At 71.4% G+C, this 17,141-nt stretch carries 18 protein-coding genes; 10 read left to right on the top strand and 8 right to left on the bottom strand.

Going from position 1 to position 17,141, the window contains the following annotated elements:
* The first annotated feature begins 70 nt into the window (after nt 1–70).
* Complete coding sequence (locus tag ACIQ6Y_RS18300; RefSeq protein WP_404039540.1) at nt 71–253, top strand: hypothetical protein; 183 nt, start codon at nt 71–73, stop codon at nt 251–253.
* A 4-nt stretch (nt 254–257) separates the two neighbouring features.
* Here the strand turns inward: ACIQ6Y_RS18300 and ACIQ6Y_RS18295 are convergent, their stop codons facing one another.
* From ACIQ6Y_RS18295 to ACIQ6Y_RS18285, 3 genes are all read right to left on the bottom strand, one after another.
* Nucleotides 258–1,643: a tannase/feruloyl esterase family alpha/beta hydrolase gene (locus tag ACIQ6Y_RS18295; protein WP_404039538.1), complete on the bottom strand. Its 1,386-nt coding sequence runs from the start codon at nt 1,641–1,643 to the stop codon at nt 258–260.
* 294 nt (nt 1,644–1,937) lie between these two features.
* Nucleotides 1,938–2,825, bottom strand: coding sequence for a hypothetical protein (locus ACIQ6Y_RS18290; protein WP_404039535.1), 888 nt, complete (start codon nt 2,823–2,825; stop codon nt 1,938–1,940).
* A 133-nt stretch (nt 2,826–2,958) separates the two neighbouring features.
* A complete protein-coding gene (locus ACIQ6Y_RS18285; RefSeq protein WP_404039532.1) occupies nt 2,959–3,255 on the bottom strand; it encodes a hypothetical protein in 297 nt (98 codons plus the stop codon).
* A gap of 119 nt (nt 3,256–3,374) precedes the next feature.
* Between ACIQ6Y_RS18285 and ACIQ6Y_RS18280 the strand changes: the two genes are divergently transcribed.
* Nucleotides 3,375–4,349 carry an oxygenase MpaB family protein gene (locus ACIQ6Y_RS18280; protein WP_404039529.1) on the top strand — a complete coding sequence of 325 codons (975 nt, stop codon included), beginning with the start codon at nt 3,375–3,377 and terminating at the stop codon, nt 4,347–4,349.
* On the opposite strand, the gene ACIQ6Y_RS18275 is transcribed toward ACIQ6Y_RS18280, so the two are convergent.
* On the bottom strand, nt 4,335–4,859 hold the full coding sequence (locus tag ACIQ6Y_RS18275) for a PadR family transcriptional regulator (RefSeq protein WP_404039526.1): 525 nt from the start codon (nt 4,857–4,859) through the stop codon (nt 4,335–4,337). The two genes, ACIQ6Y_RS18280 and ACIQ6Y_RS18275, sit on opposite strands and share 15 nt — an antisense overlap.
* Nucleotides 4,860–5,012: 153 nt before the next feature.
* Between ACIQ6Y_RS18275 and ACIQ6Y_RS18270 the strand changes: the two genes are divergently transcribed.
* Nucleotides 5,013–5,768, top strand: coding sequence for an alpha/beta fold hydrolase (locus ACIQ6Y_RS18270; protein ID WP_404039523.1), 756 nt, complete (start codon nt 5,013–5,015; stop codon nt 5,766–5,768).
* A 72-nt stretch (nt 5,769–5,840) separates the two neighbouring features.
* Here ACIQ6Y_RS18270 and ACIQ6Y_RS18265 read toward each other — a convergent pair whose 3' ends face one another.
* Nucleotides 5,841–6,440, bottom strand: coding sequence for a methyltransferase domain-containing protein (locus tag ACIQ6Y_RS18265; RefSeq protein ID WP_404039520.1), 600 nt, complete (start codon nt 6,438–6,440; stop codon nt 5,841–5,843).
* Nucleotides 6,441–6,592: 152 nt separating this feature from the next.
* On the opposite strand from ACIQ6Y_RS18265, the gene ACIQ6Y_RS18260 reads away from it, so the two are divergent.
* The 5 genes from ACIQ6Y_RS18260 to ACIQ6Y_RS18240 all read left to right on the top strand — a co-directional run bounded on the left by ACIQ6Y_RS18260 (nt 6,593) and on the right by ACIQ6Y_RS18240 (nt 11,571).
* Nucleotides 6,593–7,363, top strand: a complete 771-nt coding sequence (locus ACIQ6Y_RS18260; RefSeq protein WP_404039517.1) for an MHYT domain-containing protein — start codon at nt 6,593–6,595, stop codon at nt 7,361–7,363.
* Between the two features lie 142 nt (nt 7,364–7,505).
* Nucleotides 7,506–9,974: a nitrate- and nitrite sensing domain-containing protein gene (locus ACIQ6Y_RS18255; protein WP_404039514.1), complete on the top strand. Its 2,469-nt coding sequence runs from the start codon at nt 7,506–7,508 to the stop codon at nt 9,972–9,974.
* On the top strand, nt 9,971–10,408 hold the full coding sequence (locus ACIQ6Y_RS18250; protein WP_404039511.1) for a roadblock/LC7 domain-containing protein: 438 nt from the start codon (nt 9,971–9,973) through the stop codon (nt 10,406–10,408). Before ACIQ6Y_RS18255 ends, ACIQ6Y_RS18250 begins: the two co-directional genes overlap by 4 nt.
* A 21-nt stretch (nt 10,409–10,429) precedes the next feature.
* Nucleotides 10,430–10,843 carry a DUF742 domain-containing protein gene (locus ACIQ6Y_RS18245; protein WP_404039508.1) on the top strand — a complete coding sequence of 138 codons (414 nt, stop codon included), beginning with the start codon at nt 10,430–10,432 and terminating at the stop codon, nt 10,841–10,843.
* A gap of 122 nt (nt 10,844–10,965) precedes the next feature.
* Nucleotides 10,966–11,571, top strand: coding sequence for a GTP-binding protein (locus tag ACIQ6Y_RS18240; RefSeq protein WP_404039505.1), 606 nt, complete (start codon nt 10,966–10,968; stop codon nt 11,569–11,571).
* 15 nt (nt 11,572–11,586) lie between these two features.
* Here the strand turns inward: ACIQ6Y_RS18240 and ACIQ6Y_RS18235 are convergent, their stop codons facing one another.
* Entirely contained in the window at nt 11,587–12,015 is a 429-nt protein-coding gene (locus tag ACIQ6Y_RS18235; RefSeq protein WP_404039502.1) for a PPOX class F420-dependent oxidoreductase, read from the bottom strand.
* A gap of 104 nt (nt 12,016–12,119) precedes the next feature.
* Between ACIQ6Y_RS18235 and ACIQ6Y_RS18230 the strand changes: the two genes are divergently transcribed.
* Entirely contained in the window at nt 12,120–12,533 is a 414-nt protein-coding gene (locus ACIQ6Y_RS18230; RefSeq protein WP_404039499.1) for a roadblock/LC7 domain-containing protein, read from the top strand.
* A gap of 125 nt (nt 12,534–12,658) precedes the next feature.
* A complete protein-coding gene (locus ACIQ6Y_RS18225; protein ID WP_404039496.1) occupies nt 12,659–13,621 on the top strand; it encodes a DUF6397 family protein in 963 nt (320 codons plus the stop codon).
* Nucleotides 13,622–13,626: 5 nt separating this feature from the next.
* Here ACIQ6Y_RS18225 and ACIQ6Y_RS18220 read toward each other — a convergent pair whose 3' ends face one another.
* Together ACIQ6Y_RS18220 and ACIQ6Y_RS18215 are read right to left on the bottom strand one after the other, a co-directional pair.
* Nucleotides 13,627–14,493, bottom strand: coding sequence for an acyl-CoA thioesterase (locus ACIQ6Y_RS18220; protein WP_399644138.1), 867 nt, complete (start codon nt 14,491–14,493; stop codon nt 13,627–13,629).
* A gap of 19 nt (nt 14,494–14,512) precedes the next feature.
* Complete coding sequence (locus tag ACIQ6Y_RS18215; protein WP_404039493.1) at nt 14,513–17,026, bottom strand: DEAD/DEAH box helicase; 2,514 nt, start codon at nt 17,024–17,026, stop codon at nt 14,513–14,515.
* Between the last annotated feature and the right edge of the window lie 115 nt (nt 17,027–17,141).

Here is a 17,141-nt window from a genome sequence, read left to right as displayed (position 1 = left end):
CGGAACCGTGCGAGGCGTGGGCCCGTTCTCACCACAGAGAGCGGCAGTGGCCGCGAAGGAGGCGACACAGATGTCGAAGAACGCGAAGATCGCCGCGGGAGGTGTGGCGGCCGGGCTCATCCTGCTGATCTGGCTGCCCTGGTGGGCCGCACTGCTGATCGTGCTGGGCGTCCCGGCCGCCGCCTACCTCACGCTCGACCCGTCACAGCGGCGCCGGCTGCGTCGCATATCCCGCAAGGAACTCGGCCGCTGAGGCGCTAGCGTCCGCGAGCGGCGGCATCGTCCAAGGAGCACGAGTTGACCACGTCGCCGCTCGCGGATCGGGTCACGGCCCGGTCGGAGGGCGGCGGCGTGCCCCGCTCCACCCAGCCCACCAGCGCGTCGAACGCCGAGCGGTAGCAGGGCAGGATCGGCCGCAGCCGGTCCGGATAGGTGTCGTACAGGCCGTCGACGTGCGTGCCGCCCAGAACCGTGTAGTAGCGGTGCAGCCCGCCCCGGCCGCGCTCGTCGATCATCCGGGCGTACACATCGGAGTCCGCCGCCTGCGGCAGCAGCGCGTCCAGATCGCCGTGCAGAGTGATCATCGGCCGCCCGATGCGTCCGGTGAGCGCCACCCGGGCCACCGCCCGGTGGACGGAAGCGGGCCGCGAGGAGTAGTCGTAGGTGGCGTCGGAGGCGCACGGCGCGAGGATCTGCTCGACCGTGCCGCCGGCCGACGGGCCCGGACAGCCGGGGTCGTACGAGGGGTCGAACTCGGCGCGGTAGACCTTCTGCGTCAGCCCCCAGTAGGCCTTCTCGTGGTACGGCCACAGGAACTCCGAGCCGCGCGCGAACCCCGCCGCGTACAGATCCTCGTCCCGCGCGGAGCCGGCCGCACGCGCGACGGTGACCGGCAGGGAGGTGAGCAGATTGGGGCCGTCGGCGGTCCACAGGGCTCCCTCCCAGTCCACGCCCCCGTCGTACAGCTCCGGGTGATTCTCCAGCTGCCAGCGCGTGAGATAGCCGCCGTTGGACATGCCGGTCATGTAGGTGCGCCGTGGGGCATGCCCGTAGCGCTGGGCGACAGCGCGCCGGGCCGCCCGGGTGAGCTGGGTGGTGCGCTCGTTCCACTCGGCGACCGCGTCCCCGGGGCGGGAGCCGTCGCGGTAGAAGTCGGCACCGTTGTTGCCCTTGTCGGTGGCGGCGTAGGCGTAGCCCAGCGCCAGCACCTGGTCGGAGATCGCCCGGTCGACGGCGTATTGCCTGCGGGTACCCGGCGCTCCCGTGACGACGAGACCGCCGTTCCAGTGGTCGGGCATCCGGATGACGAACTGAGCGTCGTGGTGCCATCCGTGCGTGGCGTTGAAGCCGGAGGTGTCGGGAAAGTAGCCGTCCACCTGGATGCCCGGCACTCCGGACGGGCTGCGGGTGTCCTTCGCCGTCAGCCCCGCCTGGTCGGCGGTGTCGGTGTACGGCGTGCCTGCGAGCCCCGTGGTGGTGAGGTCGGCCAGGCACGCGCTCCGCTGGAACTCCGCCCCTGGCACACGCACCCGCTCCTGGCGGGCACAGTGGCCGTCATCGGCCGCCCCCGCGGCGGGAGCGGGTCCGGTGACGGTCACCGCCAGCAGTGCGGCGGCGAGTGGGACACCTCGGGACAGACGCATGAACGGCCTCCAGGGCGGGCGACGGTGGGACCGCACGGCGATCGGGCGCGCGGGTGGCCCCATCGTGTGGCCGCACCTGTCCACCGGCCATGGGTTGGCGCCACATGCCAAGAGCCCTTCACCTGGGCGCCCATCACACGACAGACACGTCAACGAAGCTGCCGTTCCGGAAGCGTGGCAGCTCGCCCGTGCAGCAGGCACGGTCCACTGGGCCCCCGCACCCCTTGGCGGATGCCTGGCGGGCGTGCCGCTGCCGCGAGCAGCCGAGGCGTGCCCGCAGAGTGCCGCCTCCGATCAGCTGGGGCGTACAGCCATCTTGTCGAGCGCCTCCAGCAGCCCGGGCAGCTCCGGACCCCGGCCCACCGGCAGAACCTCTCCCGGCGCATCGTCGAGCAGCACGAACGCGATGTCGTCCGTCCTGGCCACCAGCGACCAGCCGGGGCCGTCGGCCCGCAGCGTCCGTGCGTCACCCGGCGCGAAGGAGGAACGGACGCGGCCCAGCGGCGGCGGCGAGTCCACGTACGCCCGCGCCTCCGCCAGCACCCGCCGCACACCACTGCGGGCACCGCCGGACTCCTGCGCCTCGTCCTCGCTCTCCGTCCGGGCGTCCGCGTCGGCATCCGGAGAGCCATCCCCGGCGTCCCCGGAGGGCTCATCCGCGCCCGTGCCCGTCGAGGCGAACTCGGAGTCGTCTATCTGCTCGCGCCACAACGCCCACTGCAGCGCGACCTCGTCCGCGCCCATGCGGCGCTGCGCCGGCCCCCAGCCGGAGGTGTCCGGCGGGGCGAGCGGGGGCTGGTCGACAAGCGCGGGATCGGGATCGTGCGGGGCCGGGATCCCGGGAGCCGCGACGGCGACCGCGAGCGGCCAGCCGGGCAGCGCCACCACGACCGTGTCCTCGGTGGGGGACAGGTCGTACTCCATACCGCAGTCCCAGGAGGCGATGGCTACGGCCACCAGGGAGACGTCGTCGGTCACGATGGTCCAGCGCGCGCCCTCACCGTCCTGGCCGAGCACCAGTCCGTACCCGTCGGCGAGCGGCGCCAGCCCGAGCGCCGCGCAGGCCTCGGGGTAGTCGTCACCGAGCACGCTCGGGAACTGCGCAGGCGTCAGCAGCACCGCCGTGAGCACATACAGCGCGTCGTCCGCGGCGGTGACGGCGTCTTCGTCCGTCCCGGCCATGCCAGCCTCCCAGGGTTCGTCCAACCGCGCGCACCCTAATGCGCATCGGACGCCCTTGTCACGACTCCCCAGAACGCCCGGAGCTGCGGTTTCCGACGTGACGGGACGAATCGACCGCCTGCATCGGGGCGCCTCAGGCCGTCGGCAGACCCAGCAGCGAGCGGGCCACGGTCCCCGGCGACTCGTCGCGCTCGCGCGCGAGCGCTATCAGCGCACGGCACGCCAGCTCGTTCACACCGAACGACAGCGCCTCCGGCGACACCCACCCGGACGCCTCGTCGATCCGGTCCTGGTCGTCCTCGGCGCAGGCCGCGACATACACCGCGGCCGCCTCGAACAGGTTGTGCGCGCGCCTGTCCCGCTCGCCCTGCCGCTCGGTGCGCGGCGCGCTGAGGAGTCTGTGCCAGGCCTTGCGAACCTTGTCGAACATGCCGACCGCCCTTCCCTGCCTCTGTTCCCCGAGGTGATGCACTTACCCCCCGGCTGATCGTTCATCTGCTGTTACCCACCGTAGAGTTGGAGCTTCGGCGGCAGAAGGAGGAAGGCGCGGTGAAGCGCTATGCGCGGCTGGAACAGATCCGACGGATGGACCCGTACGAGGAAGCCTCGGAGATCTACCGGCTGAGCTCCGCCTACGAGTTCCCCTGGGACTACACCCGAGCGCTGGAACTGGCCCTCTACCGCACTTACGCCGTCCCTTCCATCGGCCGCCTACTGGCCGAGACCGCGGAGCTGACCGACCGCACCCAGAAGCGCTACGACGACACCTCGCTGCTCCTCGACGCCGTCGTGGAACACGGCTTCGACAGCGAGCAGGGTCGCGCCGCGATCCGCCGCATCAACCAGATGCACCGCAGCTTCGACATCAGCAACGACGACATGCGCTACGTCCTCAGCACGTTCGTCGTGATGCCCAAGTGGTGGATCGACGCCTACGCCTGGCGCAGGATGTCCCGCCACGAGATCGTGGCCTCCACCGTCTACTACCGCACCCTCGGCCGGCGCATGGGCATCAAGGACATCCCCGAGACGTACGAGGAGTTCGAGACCTGCCTCGACGACTACGAGGCCGCCCACTTCGCCTGGGACGAGGGTGCGCGCCGGGTCTCCGACGCCACGCTCGACCTGATGGCCTCCTGGTATCCGCGCCCCATGGCACCGCTGCTGCGCACCGCCACGCTCGCCCTGCTCGACGACTCGCTGCTGCGGGCCTTCCGCTACGCACCTCCCCCCGCCGCCACGCGTACGCTCGTGCGCCGGGCGGTGCGGCTGCGCGGGCGTGCCGTCCGACTCCTGCCCCCGCGCCGCGCGCCCCACTACGCGCGGCAGAACTGGGAGATCAAGGGCTATCCCGACGGCTACGAGGTGAACGAACTGGGCACCTGGCCGGTTCCCGGAGTGCGCGGTTGCCCGGTCCGGCACCTGGACACCTCGGGCACCTCGGAGGCCCCGGTCGCGGACACCTCGGGCGCTCCAGGCGGTCCAGGCACTTCAGGCGCTCCGGGCACTTCAGGCGCCGAGTGACCCGAGCGTGGCACGCAGCCAGGTGAGTTCGGCCCGGGACGTGGCGCGCGCGATGGTGAGGATGCCGCGCCGGAAGGGGTCGTCCAGTTCCTCGGCGGACAGCGGCCGGTCCCCGTCGTAGAAGAAGCTCGCGGGCTCCTCCAGGAAGCCGAGCCTGCGCCGTAGTACGGCCGCCTGGGCGGCGGGGTCGTCCAGGTGCCGTAGGAAGGCGAGCACCGTGAACCAGCGGTTCTCGTCCGTGATGTCGAGCCGGTCGGGCTCGGCTAGTCGACTGCGCAGGTCGTCCCGGCCCGCCTCGGTCAGGGACAGGACGTGCCGCGGGGCGGCTCCCGCGCCGGGCTCCGTGGTGCGCTCCAGGAACCCCGCCTTCTCCAGGCGCTTGATGGCCGGATAGAGCGTGCTCTCCGCGACGGGCCGGACGTGCCCGGTCAGCGCCGTGATCCGCTTGCGCAGCTCATAGCCGTGCAGCGGGGCGTCGTAGAGGAATCCGAGGATGGCGAGCTCCAACATGCCCGCATTTTCGCATCCCGCTGTACATCGGTTGAGCGGTACCTCAGGTGGGTCATACATCTGCGCTGCAATACATCGGTGGCGAAGTACTACGCCACCGATGTATCTTCCGGTGTGCCGGAAGCGAGCCGGTGGCGGCGAGAGGAGCATGTGATGCGTCAGACGGAGTTCGACGACAAGGGCAGCTGCATCCGGTGGACGGAGGTGCCGGGTGAGGAACCCGCGCGCGTGTATGTGCACGGGCTCGGGTCGATGTCCTCGGTGTACCACGCGCATGTGGCCGCGCGGCCCGAACTCGCGGGGCGGCGCAGCCTGTTCGTCGATCTTCCCGGTCACGGCATCAGTGACCGGCCCGAGCGCTTCTCGTACAGCCTTCAGGCCCACGCCGACGCCCTCGCGGCGGTGCTGGACGCGACCGGGCTGAGCGGCGCCGAGCTGATCGCGCACAGTATGGGCGGCGCGGTGGCGCTCGTCCTGGCCCACCGCCGGCCCGACCTCGTCTCCCGGCTGGTGCTCACCGAGGCCAACCTCGATGCCCACCCGCCCCTCACTGCGGCGAGCAGCGGCATCACCACCTGGGACGAGGACGCCTTCGTGGAGCACGGGCACACGCGCGTACTGGAGAAAATCGGCCCTGTGTGGGCGGCGACGATGCGTCTGGCGGACCCCCGCGCGCTGCACCGCACGGCGGTCGGGCTCGTCGGCGGATCCACGCCCGTCATGCGCACGATCCTGGAGGCGGCGCCCGTCGACCGTGTCTACCTTCAGGGTGAGCTCAGCGGCGAACTGGCGGGCAGGAAGGCCCTGGAGGCGGCAGGCGTGCGCGTGGTGACGGTGCCGGGTGCGGGGCACAACGTCATGTTCGACAATCCGGAGGCCTTCGCGGCCGCCGTCGCCGGACGTCTCTGAGTGCCAGTCCGTCGGCATGGCCCGGGCGAGGCCGAGGCTCAGTCCTCCGCACGGCCCGGGCGAGTCCGAGGCTCAGTCCGTCCGCACGGCCAGGGCGAGAAAGCGGGCGTCCTCGTCGACGTACGACGTCATGCGCCAGCCCGAACGTGCCAGCAGCGGGCGGAGGTTGGGCTCGGCGCGAAGATCTGCCGGGGTGATCTGCCGTCCCTGCCGCGCCGCCAGGGCCGCCCGGCCGATCGGGTGGAAGAGTGCCAGGGTGCCGCCGGGGCGCACCACACGCCACAACTCCCGGAGGTTCTCCTCCGGTTCGGACAGATGCGAGATGAGTCCCGCGCCGAAAACGGCGTCGAGCGCCTGCGAGCGCAGCGGCAGCGCGGCGACGTCCGCGAGCAGCAACTGTCCGTCCCGGTCCCGTCCGGCCGCCACGGCGGCCTCCAGCATGGCCGGCGTGAGATCGGCCCCGAGGACCACTCCCGAGGGCCCCACGGCGGCGCGCAGCGGCGGCAGCGCCCGCCCGGTGCCGCAGCCCGCGTCGAGCACCCGGTCGCCTTCCCGCAGGCCGAGCTCGGCCACGGCTGACGCGTAGGCGGGGCCGTCGGCGGGGAAGCGGCTGTCCCAGTCGGCGGCGCGGGCCGTGAAGAACTCCTGGACGTGCGTGCGGTCGTCGCTCATGCTCCGCATGATCCCTCACCGACACGGATGACGCCTCGGTGCACATGTTCGAGCGGGAGGCGATCGTTCCGGAACATCTAGGCGTCATATTCCAGCAGCTTTCGAAATGCGCCCCCTCTGTGCGCCCGTGCCCCCGCTAGCGTCCCCGGGCCATGGGACACCTGGACCACGCCACCTTCGGCTGGCTGACCCCCGCGCTGTCGTACCTGATGGCCTGCACGGGCGCAGCGCTCGGACTGCGATGCACCGTGCGCGCCCTCGGCGCCACCGGACGGTCGCGCCGCAACTGGCTCTTGACCGCCGCCTCGGCCATCGGTACCGGCATCTGGACCATGCACTTCGTGGCCATGCTCGGCTTCGGTGTCCATGGCACCGACATCCGCTACGACGTGCCGCTGACCATCCTCAGCCTGCTCGTCGCCATGCTCGTCGTCAGCGCCGGCGTCTTCGCCGTCGGCTACGGCCGCGAACGGGGCCGGTCGCTGCTGATCGGCGGCCTGACCACCGGCCTCGGCGTGGCGAGCATGCACTACCTGGGCATGGCGGCGGTGCGGCTGCACGGCGATGTGACCTACGACCCCGTCATGGTCGCCGTCTCCGTCCTGATCGCCGTCGTCGCGGCCACGGCGGCTCTGTGGGCGGCGCTGAACATCAAGTCACCCCTCGCGGTCACCGTCGCCTCCCTGGTCATGGGCGTGGCGGTCAGCAGCATGCACTACACCGCCATGTTCGCGGTGGACGTGCGAGTCACGCCCTCCGGCGAGGTGCTGCCCGGGGCCACGGCGATGCAGTTCATCTTCCCCCTCGCCGTCGGCCTCGGGTCCTACCTCTTCCTGACCTCGGCCTTCGTCGCCCTGTCGCCGACGGCGGGGGAGCGCGAGGCGACCGCGTCGGCCCAGCGGCCGGTGGAACTCGCCCGCTGACCCGCCGCCGTGGAGCCCCGGCCTTCACCTCATGGCCGCGACCGGCGGCCCACCACCCGCGACCGCCCCCGTCACGCCCACGGCCACCGTCTCGGCGGGCCCTGACGGCACGTCCCCCGACCCCCTTCCGAGCGAGGAGGCCATGCGTACACCCCGCAGCACCCCCATAGGCGCCCAGTCGCCGCCCCCACCGCCGCGCGGCCGCCGCGCCCACGCCGGGCTCCCGGCCGACGAGAACCTCGCCGACCCGACAGGTGCCGGCCCGGAAACCGCGCCCACGCGCGTGGGACGCCGGTGGACTCGTCCGCGCACGGTGCGCGCCCGGATCATCTGCCTGCTGATGGTGCCGGTGGTGTCGCTGCTGGCGCTGTGGGCGTACGCGACCGTGACCACCGCCCAGGACGTCTCCCGACTGCGGCAGTTGCAGCGCGTGGACGCCGAGGTCCGCACGCCTGTCACGGCCGCGGTCGCCGCCCTCCAGGCCGAGCGCGCCGCGGCCGTCCGTCGGGCGACCTACCCCGCCGCCGGCAGCGGCGACGACCTCGACCGCCTCGCGCGCGCCACCGACCGCGCGGTCGCCCGGCTGCGGCTCGACGAGCACAACACCGTCGCCGACAGCCAGGAACTGCCGCCCGGAGTCGCCCAGCGCCTGGAGGCCTTCGTCACCGGCGCCGAGCGGCTGCGCGGACTGCGCACCGACCTGAAGGACGGACGTGCCGACTGGCAGGAGACGTACGAGCGCTACAGCCGTACCATCGCGGACGCCTTCGCCGTGGGCGGCGCCCTCAGCGGCATCCAGAGCGCCGAACTCGGCTCCGACACGCGCGTGCTGCTGGAGTTCTCCCGCGCGGGTGAGGCGCTGGCCCGGGAGGACGTGCTGCTGGCCGGCGTAGGTCCGGCCAAGGGCTTGTCAGGCGAGCGGCTGCGGCTGTTCACCGGGGCCGTCGACACGCGCCGTACCCTCACCGAGTCCGCCGTCGTCGACCTGCGCGGCTCGGAACGGGCCGCCTGGCGCGAGCTCGCCGACAGCGACGCCTACGCCACCGTCACCGCACTGGAGGACGAAGCCCTCACAGGTGAACCCGCCGGCGCCGCCTGGAACAGCGCCCACGCGCGCGTGCAGAGCGAGATGCGGGCCATCGAGCAGGACGCGGCCCGTGACGTGGCCGGCCGGGCCGACCCGCTGACCCACGGACTGCTCACCCCGGCCGGCGCGGCCGTGCTGTTCGGGCTGGCAGCCGTCGCCGCCTCCCTCGTCATCTCGGTGCGCATCGGCCGCGGCCTCGTCGTGGAACTCGTCAGCCTGCGCAACAGCGCCCTGGAGATCGCCCGGCGCAAACTCCCCGACGCCATGCGCAAGCTGCGCGCGGGCGAGGAGATCGACATCCGCGCGGAGGCGCCGCCGGGGCCGCCTGCTGAGGACGAGACCGGACAGGTCGCCGAAGCTCTCAGCACCGTGCACCGGGCAGCCCTGCGGGCCGCCGTGGAGCGCGCCGAACTCGCCAGCGGCATCTCCGGCGTCTTCGTCAACCTCGCCCGGCGCAGCCAGGTCCTCGTCCACCGCCAGCTCAGCCTGCTCGACAGTATGGAACGCCGCTCGGACGACCCGAACGAGCTGAGCGACCTCTTCCGCCTGGACCACCTCACCACCCGCATGCGGCGCCACGCCGAGAGCCTGATCATCCTCTCCGGCGCCGCCCCCGGCCGGGCCTGGCGCATGCCGGTCTCGCTGACCAATGTCGTGCGTGCCGCGGTCTCCGAGGTCGAGGACTACGCGCGCGTGGAGGTACGGCAACTCCCCGAGGCGGCCGTCGTCGGCGCGGCCGTCGCCGACCTCACTCACCTGCTGGCCGAGATCATCGAGAACGCCGCCCAGTTCTCCCCGCCGCACACGCGTGTGCGGGTCACCGGCGAGCCCGTCGGCAACGGCTACGCCATCGAGGTGGAGGACCGCGGCCTGGGCATGGGCAAGGAGACCCTCTCCGAGGCCAACCGGCGCATCGCACAGTCCGAGGCCCTCGACCTGTTCGACAGTGACCGCCTCGGTCTGTTCGTGGTGAGCCGCCTCGCGGCCAGGCACAGCATCCAGGTCCATCTGCGGCCCTCGCCCTACGGCGGCACCACCGCGGTCGTCCTGCTGCCCGTCGCGCTGCTGCACAACGGGGCGGCGGAACGATCCGGCAGTCAGGCCACCGGGACACCCAGGCCCACCGAACGCGAGTACGCGCGCGTGCCCGCAGGCGCCCCGCATCAGGAGACCGTCCACCGGGCCGCCGACCGTCCGGTGCTTGCCGCCCCCGCCCCGCCCTTGTCCGACACGCCACCGCCGGGGGTGACCGCCTTGCGCCCGCACCGCACACCGGACGACACCGAGACGTCCGAGAACCTGCCGCGTCGGGTCCGCCAGGCCTCCCTCGCCCCCCAGTTGCGGAAAGGGCGCCCCGAGGGACCCGCCCGGCCGCCCGGGCCCCCCGACGACGACGGGCGCACCCCCGAACTCGTACGGGACCGCATGGCCGCCTACCGCGACGGCTGGGCACGCGGCGGCGGCAGACGACCCGGGCGCGGCGCGGGCCCGGCAGGCGACAGCAGCGAAGGAGACCCCGCATGATCCAGGACCCGAGCAGAAGAACCGCCCAGCGGTCCGGCGAACTCGACTGGCTGCTGGACGACCTGGTGCTGCGCGTACGCGAGGTACGGCACGCCGTGGTGCTGTCCAACGACGGGCTCGCCGTGGGCGCCTCCAGCGACCTCAGCCGCGAGGACGCCGAGCATCTCGCCGCGGTCTCCTCAGGATTCAACAGCCTCGCCAAGGGCGCGGGCCGGCACTTCGGCGCCGGAGGCGTACGCCAGACCATGGTCGAGATGGACGAAGGCTTCCTGTTCGTGGCGGCCGCGGGCGACGGCTCCTGCCTCGCCCTCCTCACCGCCGTGACCGCCGACATCGGCCTCGTGGCGTACGAGATGGCACGTCTGGTCAAGCGTGTCGGCGAGCACCTCCACACGCCGCCCCGCGTCACCGCGCGGCCGCCCGCGGCGGGATGAGTGGGAAGGCGGTCCACGACGATGACCGACGACCTGCGGGGCGCTCCGAGCGAACCGGGCAGCCAGTGGTACGACGGCGAGGCCGGCCCGATCGTCCGCCCCTATGCCATGACCGGCGGCCGGACCCGGCCCGGGCCCACCGGAGTCCGCTTCGACCTGATCGCTCTTGTCACCCTCGACCCCGCGGCGCCGGGGGCCGAGGACGACGCCGCGCTCGGCCCCGAACACCGCGCGCTGGTCGACCTGTGCCGTACGGAGACACAGTCCGTCGCCGAACTCGCCGCAGGCACCGACCTGCCGGTCGGCGTGGTCCGGGTGCTCCTCGGTGACCTCCTGGAACTGGGCCGGGTCACCGTCACCCGTCCCGTACCACCCGCTCAGCTCCCCGACGAACGGATTCTGCGCGAGGTGATCGAAGGGCTGCGGGCGCTGTAGAGGAGCTTGCGAAAAACGAAGTGGGCGCGCACCGGCGCTCATTGAAGACGCATCGGCACACCGCCCGTGCGCCCCACACCCCCCACGTCGACCGATTCCGGCACTCCCGAGAGAAGTGATCCATGGTCTCCGAGCACTCCGACGCCACAGACGACGAGACGGCCGCACTGGCGTTGAAGATTCTGGTCGCCGGCGGTTTCGGCGTGGGCAAGACGACCCTGGTGGGCGCGGTCAGCGAGATCAGGCCGCTACGCACGGAGGAACTGCTCAGCCAGGCGGGCCAGTCGGTGGACGACACCGACGGCGTGGACCAGAAGGTCACCACCACCGTGGCCATGGACTTCGGACGGATCACCATCCGGTCCGGGCTGTCCCTCTACCTGTTCGGCACCCCCGGACAGGACCGCTTCTGGTTCCTGTGGGACGAGTTGGCACAGGGCGCGCTCGGCGCCGTCGTCCTCGCCGACACCAGACGCCTCGAGGACTGTTTCCCGGCCGTCGACTACTTCGAGCACCGGCACATCCCGTTCGTGGTCGCGGTCAACTGCTTCGCCGGTGCCCGCGCACATGACGTCGCCGATGTACTGCGCGCGCTCGATCTCGACCAGGGCACACCGGTCGTGCTCTGCGACGCCCGCGACCGGGACTCCGGCAAGGAAGTGCTCATCCGGCTCGTGGAGTACGCCGGACGCGTGCACAGCGCCCGGCTGCTCGACTCCGTCGGCTGACGTCCGGCAGCGGTTTCAGCCGGAGACGGCCTTCTCGGAGACGACCTTGTCGATCGACACCCGGACGAGAAGCTCACCCGGTACGGCGTTGCGCGCGCCGAACTCCTCGGCGCGCTCCTCGCCCATGTACCGCGCCCCCAGGCGAGTCGCCCAGTGACGCAGGTCCGCCTGGTCCTCCGACACCCGGGCGCGACCCTGCAGCACCACGAAGTCGAAGGGTGGCCGGTCGTCGTCCACGCACAGGGCGACCCGTCCGTCGCGCACCAGATTCCGCCCCTTGACGGTGCGGCTGCCGGTGGTGAACACCACCTCGTCGCCGTCGAGGAGGAACCAGATCGGCGCCACGTGCGGGCTGCCGTCAGCCCGGACGGTGGACAGTTTGCCGGTGCGTGTTCCGTGGGAGACGAACGCCCGCCATTCGTCGTCGGTCATCTTGTGTGCCATGGCCACATCCTCCTTGCCCGCACGCCGCTCGTGGGGAAGGCTGGCGAAGAGTTCCTCCGACACGGAGGAGACGTCACACGGGGAGAACACGGGGAGACCGGAACATGGGGCAGAACCAGGGACTCGGCTGGCTTCTGGACGATCTGACCGAGCGCGTCGACCAGGTACGGCACGTGCTGGTGCTGTCCAACGACGGACTGGTCACCGGCGCGAGCACCGGACTGCGGCGCGAGGACGCGGAACACCTCGCCGCCGTCGCATCCGGACTGCACAGCCTCGCCAAGGGCTCGGGACGCCACTTCGGCGCCGGACAGGTACGCCAGACGATGGTCGAGTTCGACGACGCGGTGCTCTTCGTCACCGCCGCGGGCACCGGAAGCTGTCTGTGCGTCCTCAGCGGCGCCGACGCCGACATCGGGCAGATCGCCTACGAGATGACGCTGCTCGTCAACCGGGTCGGCGAGCACCTCGCCGTCGACGCCCGGCATCCCGAGCGCACCCCCTCCATAGATCTCTGACCTGCGCTTTCATCTCCCGTCGCAAAGTTATCCACAGGCTCGCCACGAGATCGGCCGCGGCCGCTACGGTCTTTTCCACGGGCATCGCACCGAGCGAGCCACCGACTCCACGGGGGAGACCGACCATGTCAGGCGACACCATCACGCGACCCGACCACCTCACCTGCACGCCGAGCCGCGCCGCCCGCGAACTGGGCCTCAAGCGCAACGACTTCGATCTCGCGGTGCACCTCGGGCGTATCCGTACCGTGCCCGACGAGGGCGGCGGAGGCCGCCGGGTCCCGTACGCCGAACTCGACCGACTGCGCGCCGAGCCGGACTTCCCGCAATCCCTTCAGGACAGCGTGCGCGTCGTGGGCACCAGCGAGGGAGCGGCCCTCATGGAGGTGCCCGCCACCCGGTTCACCCGGCTCGCCCGCCTGGGCCTGGTGGTGCCGGTGCGCTTCTATCTCAACCGCTACCGGGCCGTGGTCTGGCTGTATCTCGCCGACGAGCTCCGGCAGTTCGCCGCCGACGCGGACAACACCCCACTGCTGACCGGGCGGATGCCCGCCGGATTGCGCGGCCAGGCCGAGGACGGCCTCGACCTGCGGGCCCGGAACTGGCGCGGACGCCACCTCGGATTCCTGCTCCGCCAGGCCGACGATCCCTGGCAGCGCGCGGGAGCACTCGCGGCCCTGCTCGCGCCCGTCGAGATCGCCCAGCTCGTGCCGGACCCCTACGAGCGCTCCCATGTGAACCGCTTCCGCCCGGGACCGCCCGGCAACGGCTCGCCGGGCTCCCCGTCCGCCCATATCGCCGAGCGCATCATGACGGCGGGCGACCCGGACGAGATCGCCTGGCTCAGGTCCGAGCTGACCGCGACGCTGGAGGAAGCCCGCCGACACCGGCCCGCACCGCGCCCGGCGCACCGGCAGGACACCCCGCCGGCCCCAGCCGAGCCCAGCGGCAGCGAGATGGCTCTCCCTGAAGAGGCCCGCGGGTCCACACCCCACGCCCCCGGGCGAACCCGGACGGGGCTGCTGGGCCGACTGCGTCGCGGCAGGGCACGTGTCCGACGCGCGGAACGCGCACCGCAGCGCTCCTGACCGGGCTACAGGGCCCTGAACAGGCCTTCCTGGACGACCGAGACAAGCAGCCGGCCCTCCAGGTCGTAGATCCGGCCGCGGGCCAGTCCCCGCCCGCCCGTGGCGATCGGCGACTCCTGGTCGTAGAGGAACCACTCGTCGGCGCGGAACGGCCGGTGGAACCACATCGCGTGATCCAGCGACGCCATGTCGAAACCACGCGGCCCCCACAGCGGTTCCACCGGGATGCGCACCGCGTCCAGGAGGGTCATGTCACTGGCGTACGTCAGCGCGCAGGTGTGCACGAGCGGGTCGTCACCCAGCGGCCCCACCGCGCGCATCCACACCGCGCTGCGCGGATCGGAGCCCTGGACCTCTTCCTTGGTCCAGCGCAGCCGGTCCACGTACCGGATGTCGAAGGGCTGACGGCGCGCCATCCGCTCCAACTGCTCGGGCAGTGCGCCCAGATGCTCCCGGATCTCGTCCGTGACCGTCGGAAGGGACTCCGGGTCCGGGACCTTGCGGGCCGGCGGCAGCTGGTGCTCGAAGCTCCCTTCCTCAGGCTTGTGAAAGGAGGCGGTCAGATTGAAGATCGTGCGGCCCTGCTGCACGGCGGTGACCCGGCGGGTCGTGAACGACCGCCCGTCCCGCACCCGCTCCACCTGGTACACGATCGGCACGCCCGGCCGGCCCGGACGCAGGAAGTACGCGTGCAGCGAGTGCACCGGGCGGTCGCCCTCGGTGGTGCGCCCGGCGGCCACCAGCGCCTGGCCGGCCACCTGCCCTCCGAAGACCCGCTGCAGGGACTCCTCGGGGCTGCGGCCACGGAAGATGTTGACCTCGATCTGCTCCAGGTCGAGCAGGTCCACGAGCCTCTCGGCCGGGTTCGTCATGGGCGTGTCTCTCCTGTGCTCACAGCTGGCCGACGTCCGTCACACGGACAACCGCGCGTCCCTCCGCGTCGGAGGCCTCCAGGTCGATCTCTGCGCTGATGCCCCAGTCATGATCCCCGTTCGGGTCGTCGAAGATCTGCCGGACCCGCCACAGTCGGTTCTGCGGTTCCTCCTCGATGACGAGAAGCTTGGGACCACGGGCGTTCGGACCGGTGCCGAGATCCTCGTACTCGTCCCAGTACTTGTCCATCGCCTCGCCCCAGGCGTCCGCGTCCCAGCCGGACTCGGCGTCCATCTCGCCCAGCTCGTCGACCTGGTCGAGGGCGGCCAGCTCCACCCGCCGGAACATGGCGTTGCGGACCAGGACCCTGAAGGCACGCGCGTTGGTGGTGACCGGCTTGACCTCGTCGGCCTTCTCCTGCGCCTCCTCGGCGGTCATCACCTCCGGGTTGGCGAGCTGCTCCCACTCGTCCAGCAGGCTGGAGTCGACCTGGCGGACCATTTCGCCGAGCCACTCGATCAGGTCTTCGAGATCCTCGGACTTCAGGTCGTCCGGGATGTTGTGGTCGAGAGCCTTGTAGGCGCTGGCGAGGTAACGCAGCACGATGCCCTCGGTGCGGGCCAGTTCGTAGTGGGAGACCAGCTCGGTGAAGGACATGGCCCGCTCGTACATGTCGCGGATCACGGACTTCGGCGACAGCGGGTGGTCGCCGACCCAGGGGTGGCTCTTGCGGTACGTGTTGTACGCGTGAAAGAGCAGCTCCTCCAGCGGCTTGGGGTAGGTGACGTCCTGGAGGCGCTCCATGCGCTCCTCGTACTCGACGCCGTCCGACTTCATCGCGGCCACGGCCTCGCCGCGCGCCTTGTTCTGCTGGGCGGCGAGGATCTGCCGCGGGTCGTCCAGGGTGGACTCCACGACCGACACCATGTCCAGGGCGTACGACGGCGACTCGGGATCGAGGAGCTCGAACGCGGCCAGCGCGAAGGTGGACAGCGGCTGGTTGAGCGCGAAGTCCTGCTGGAGGTCGACCGTGAGCCGGACGATACGGCCCTCGGCGTCGGGCTCGTCGAGCTTCTCGACGATGCCGCCGTCCAGCAGCGAGCGGTAGATGGCGATGGCCCGGCGAATGTGCCGCAGTTGCTGCCTGCGCGGCTCGTGGTTGTCCTCCAGCAGATGCCGCATCGCCTCGAAGGCGTTGCCGGGACGGGCGATCACCGACAGCAGCATCGTGTGCGTGACACGGAAGCGGGAGGTGAGCGGCTCCGGCTGGGACGCGATCAGCTTCTCGAAGGTGTCCTCGCTCCACGCCACAAAGCCCTCGGGTGCCTTCTTGCGCACCACCTTGCGCCGCTTCTTCGGGTCGTCGCCCGCCTTGGCGAGCGCCTTCTCGTTCTCGATGACGTGCTCGGGAGCCTGCGCCACGACGAAGCCCGCCGTGTCGAAGCCGGCCCGGCCGGCCCGGCCCGCGATCTGATGGAACTCCCGGGCGCGCAGCGTGCGCACACGGCTGCCGTCGTACTTGGTGAGCGCGGTGAACAGCACCGTGCGGATGGGCACGTTGACGCCGACGCCGAGGGTGTCGGTGCCGCAGATGACCTTCAACAGGCCTGCCTGCGCGAGCTTCTCCACCAGACGCCGGTACTTGGGCAGCATGCCCGCGTGGTGCACGCCGATGCCGTGCCGGACGTACCGGGAGAGGTTGCGGCCGAACTTGGTGGTGAAGCGGAAGTTGCCGATCAGCTCGGCGATCTGCTCCTTCTCGTCCTTGGAGCACATGTTGATGCTCATCAGCGCCTGCGCCCGCTCCACGGCCTGCGCCTGGGTGAAGTGCACGATGTACACCGGCGCCTGCTGCGTCTGGAGCAGCTCGGTGAGCGTCTCCGTCATCGGGGTGCGCTGGTACTCGTAGGACAGCGGCACCGGGCGGGTCGCGGAGCGGACCACCGAAGTGGGGCGTCCGGTGCGTCGGGTGAGGTCCTTCTCGAACATCGAGACGTCGCCGAGTGTGGCCGACATCAGGATGAACTGCGCCTGCGGCAGCTCCAGGATGGGGATCTGCCAGGCCCAGCCGCGGTCCTGCTCGGCGTAGAAGTGGAACTCGTCCATGACGACCTGGCCGACGTCGGCGTTCCTGCCGTCGCGCAGCGCGATCGAGGCGAGCACCTCGGCGGTGCAGCAGATGACCGGCGCGTCGGCGTTGACGGAGGCGTCGCCGGTGAGCATGCCGACGTTCTCGGTGCCGAAGAGCTTGCACAGCTCGAAGAACTTCTCCGACACCAGCGCCTTGATCGGGGCCGTGTAGAAGGTGACCTCGTCACGGGCGAGCGCGGCGAAATGGGCGCCCGCGGCGATCATGCTCTTGCCGGAGCCCGTGGGCGTCGACACGATCACGTTCGCGCCGGACACCACCTCGATCAGCGCCTCCTCCTGATGGGGGTAGAGCGTGAGACCCCGCTCCTCGGCCCAGGACTCGAAGGCTTCGTAGAGGGCGTCGGGGTCTGCGGTCGGCGGGAGCTGATCGATGAGGGTCACGCCCCCATCTTGCCTGGCCTCCGCCCCGATGCGGGAATCGGATGCCCGCCCGAAGATCACGACCGCTACGCTGTGTCGCCGACGTGGCGTCAGTCCACGCGGCCAACTGGACAGC

This window comes from Streptomyces sp. NPDC096205 (assembly GCF_044763135.1).
Taxonomy (GTDB): domain Bacteria; phylum Actinomycetota; class Actinomycetes; order Streptomycetales; family Streptomycetaceae; genus Streptomyces.
This window is presented reverse-complemented; position numbering and strand designations above follow the sequence as displayed.

Bases quoted from the DNA above. Each gene is read 5' to 3' on its own strand.
- ACIQ6Y_RS18230 (WP_404039499.1), top strand. From the start codon at position 12,120: ATGGGGCAGAACCAGGGACTCGGCTGGCTTCTGGACGATCTGACCGAG.
- ACIQ6Y_RS18270 (WP_404039523.1), top strand. From the start codon at position 5,013: ATGCGTCAGACGGAGTTCGACGACAAGGGCAGCTGCATCCGGTGGACG.
- ACIQ6Y_RS18235 (WP_404039502.1), bottom strand. From the start codon at position 12,015: ATGGCACACAAGATGACCGACGACGAATGGCGGGCGTTCGTCTCCCAC.
- ACIQ6Y_RS18220 (WP_399644138.1), bottom strand. From the start codon at position 14,493: ATGACGAACCCGGCCGAGAGGCTCGTGGACCTGCTCGACCTGGAGCAG.
- ACIQ6Y_RS18285 (WP_404039532.1), bottom strand. From the start codon at position 3,255: ATGTTCGACAAGGTTCGCAAGGCCTGGCACAGACTCCTCAGCGCGCCG.
- ACIQ6Y_RS18245 (WP_404039508.1), top strand. From the start codon at position 10,430: ATGACCGACGACCTGCGGGGCGCTCCGAGCGAACCGGGCAGCCAGTGG.
- ACIQ6Y_RS18300 (WP_404039540.1), top strand. From the start codon at position 71: ATGTCGAAGAACGCGAAGATCGCCGCGGGAGGTGTGGCGGCCGGGCTC.
- ACIQ6Y_RS18265 (WP_404039520.1), bottom strand. From the start codon at position 6,440: ATGAGCGACGACCGCACGCACGTCCAGGAGTTCTTCACGGCCCGCGCC.
- ACIQ6Y_RS18240 (WP_404039505.1), top strand. From the start codon at position 10,966: ATGGTCTCCGAGCACTCCGACGCCACAGACGACGAGACGGCCGCACTG.
- ACIQ6Y_RS18295 (WP_404039538.1), bottom strand. From the start codon at position 1,643: ATGCGTCTGTCCCGAGGTGTCCCACTCGCCGCCGCACTGCTGGCGGTG.
- ACIQ6Y_RS18225 (WP_404039496.1), top strand. From the start codon at position 12,659: ATGTCAGGCGACACCATCACGCGACCCGACCACCTCACCTGCACGCCG.
- ACIQ6Y_RS18250 (WP_404039511.1), top strand. From the start codon at position 9,971: ATGATCCAGGACCCGAGCAGAAGAACCGCCCAGCGGTCCGGCGAACTC.
- ACIQ6Y_RS18255 (WP_404039514.1), top strand. From the start codon at position 7,506: ATGCGTACACCCCGCAGCACCCCCATAGGCGCCCAGTCGCCGCCCCCA.
- ACIQ6Y_RS18275 (WP_404039526.1), bottom strand. From the start codon at position 4,859: ATGTTGGAGCTCGCCATCCTCGGATTCCTCTACGACGCCCCGCTGCAC.
- ACIQ6Y_RS18260 (WP_404039517.1), top strand. From the start codon at position 6,593: ATGGGACACCTGGACCACGCCACCTTCGGCTGGCTGACCCCCGCGCTG.
- ACIQ6Y_RS18290 (WP_404039535.1), bottom strand. From the start codon at position 2,825: ATGGCCGGGACGGACGAAGACGCCGTCACCGCCGCGGACGACGCGCTG.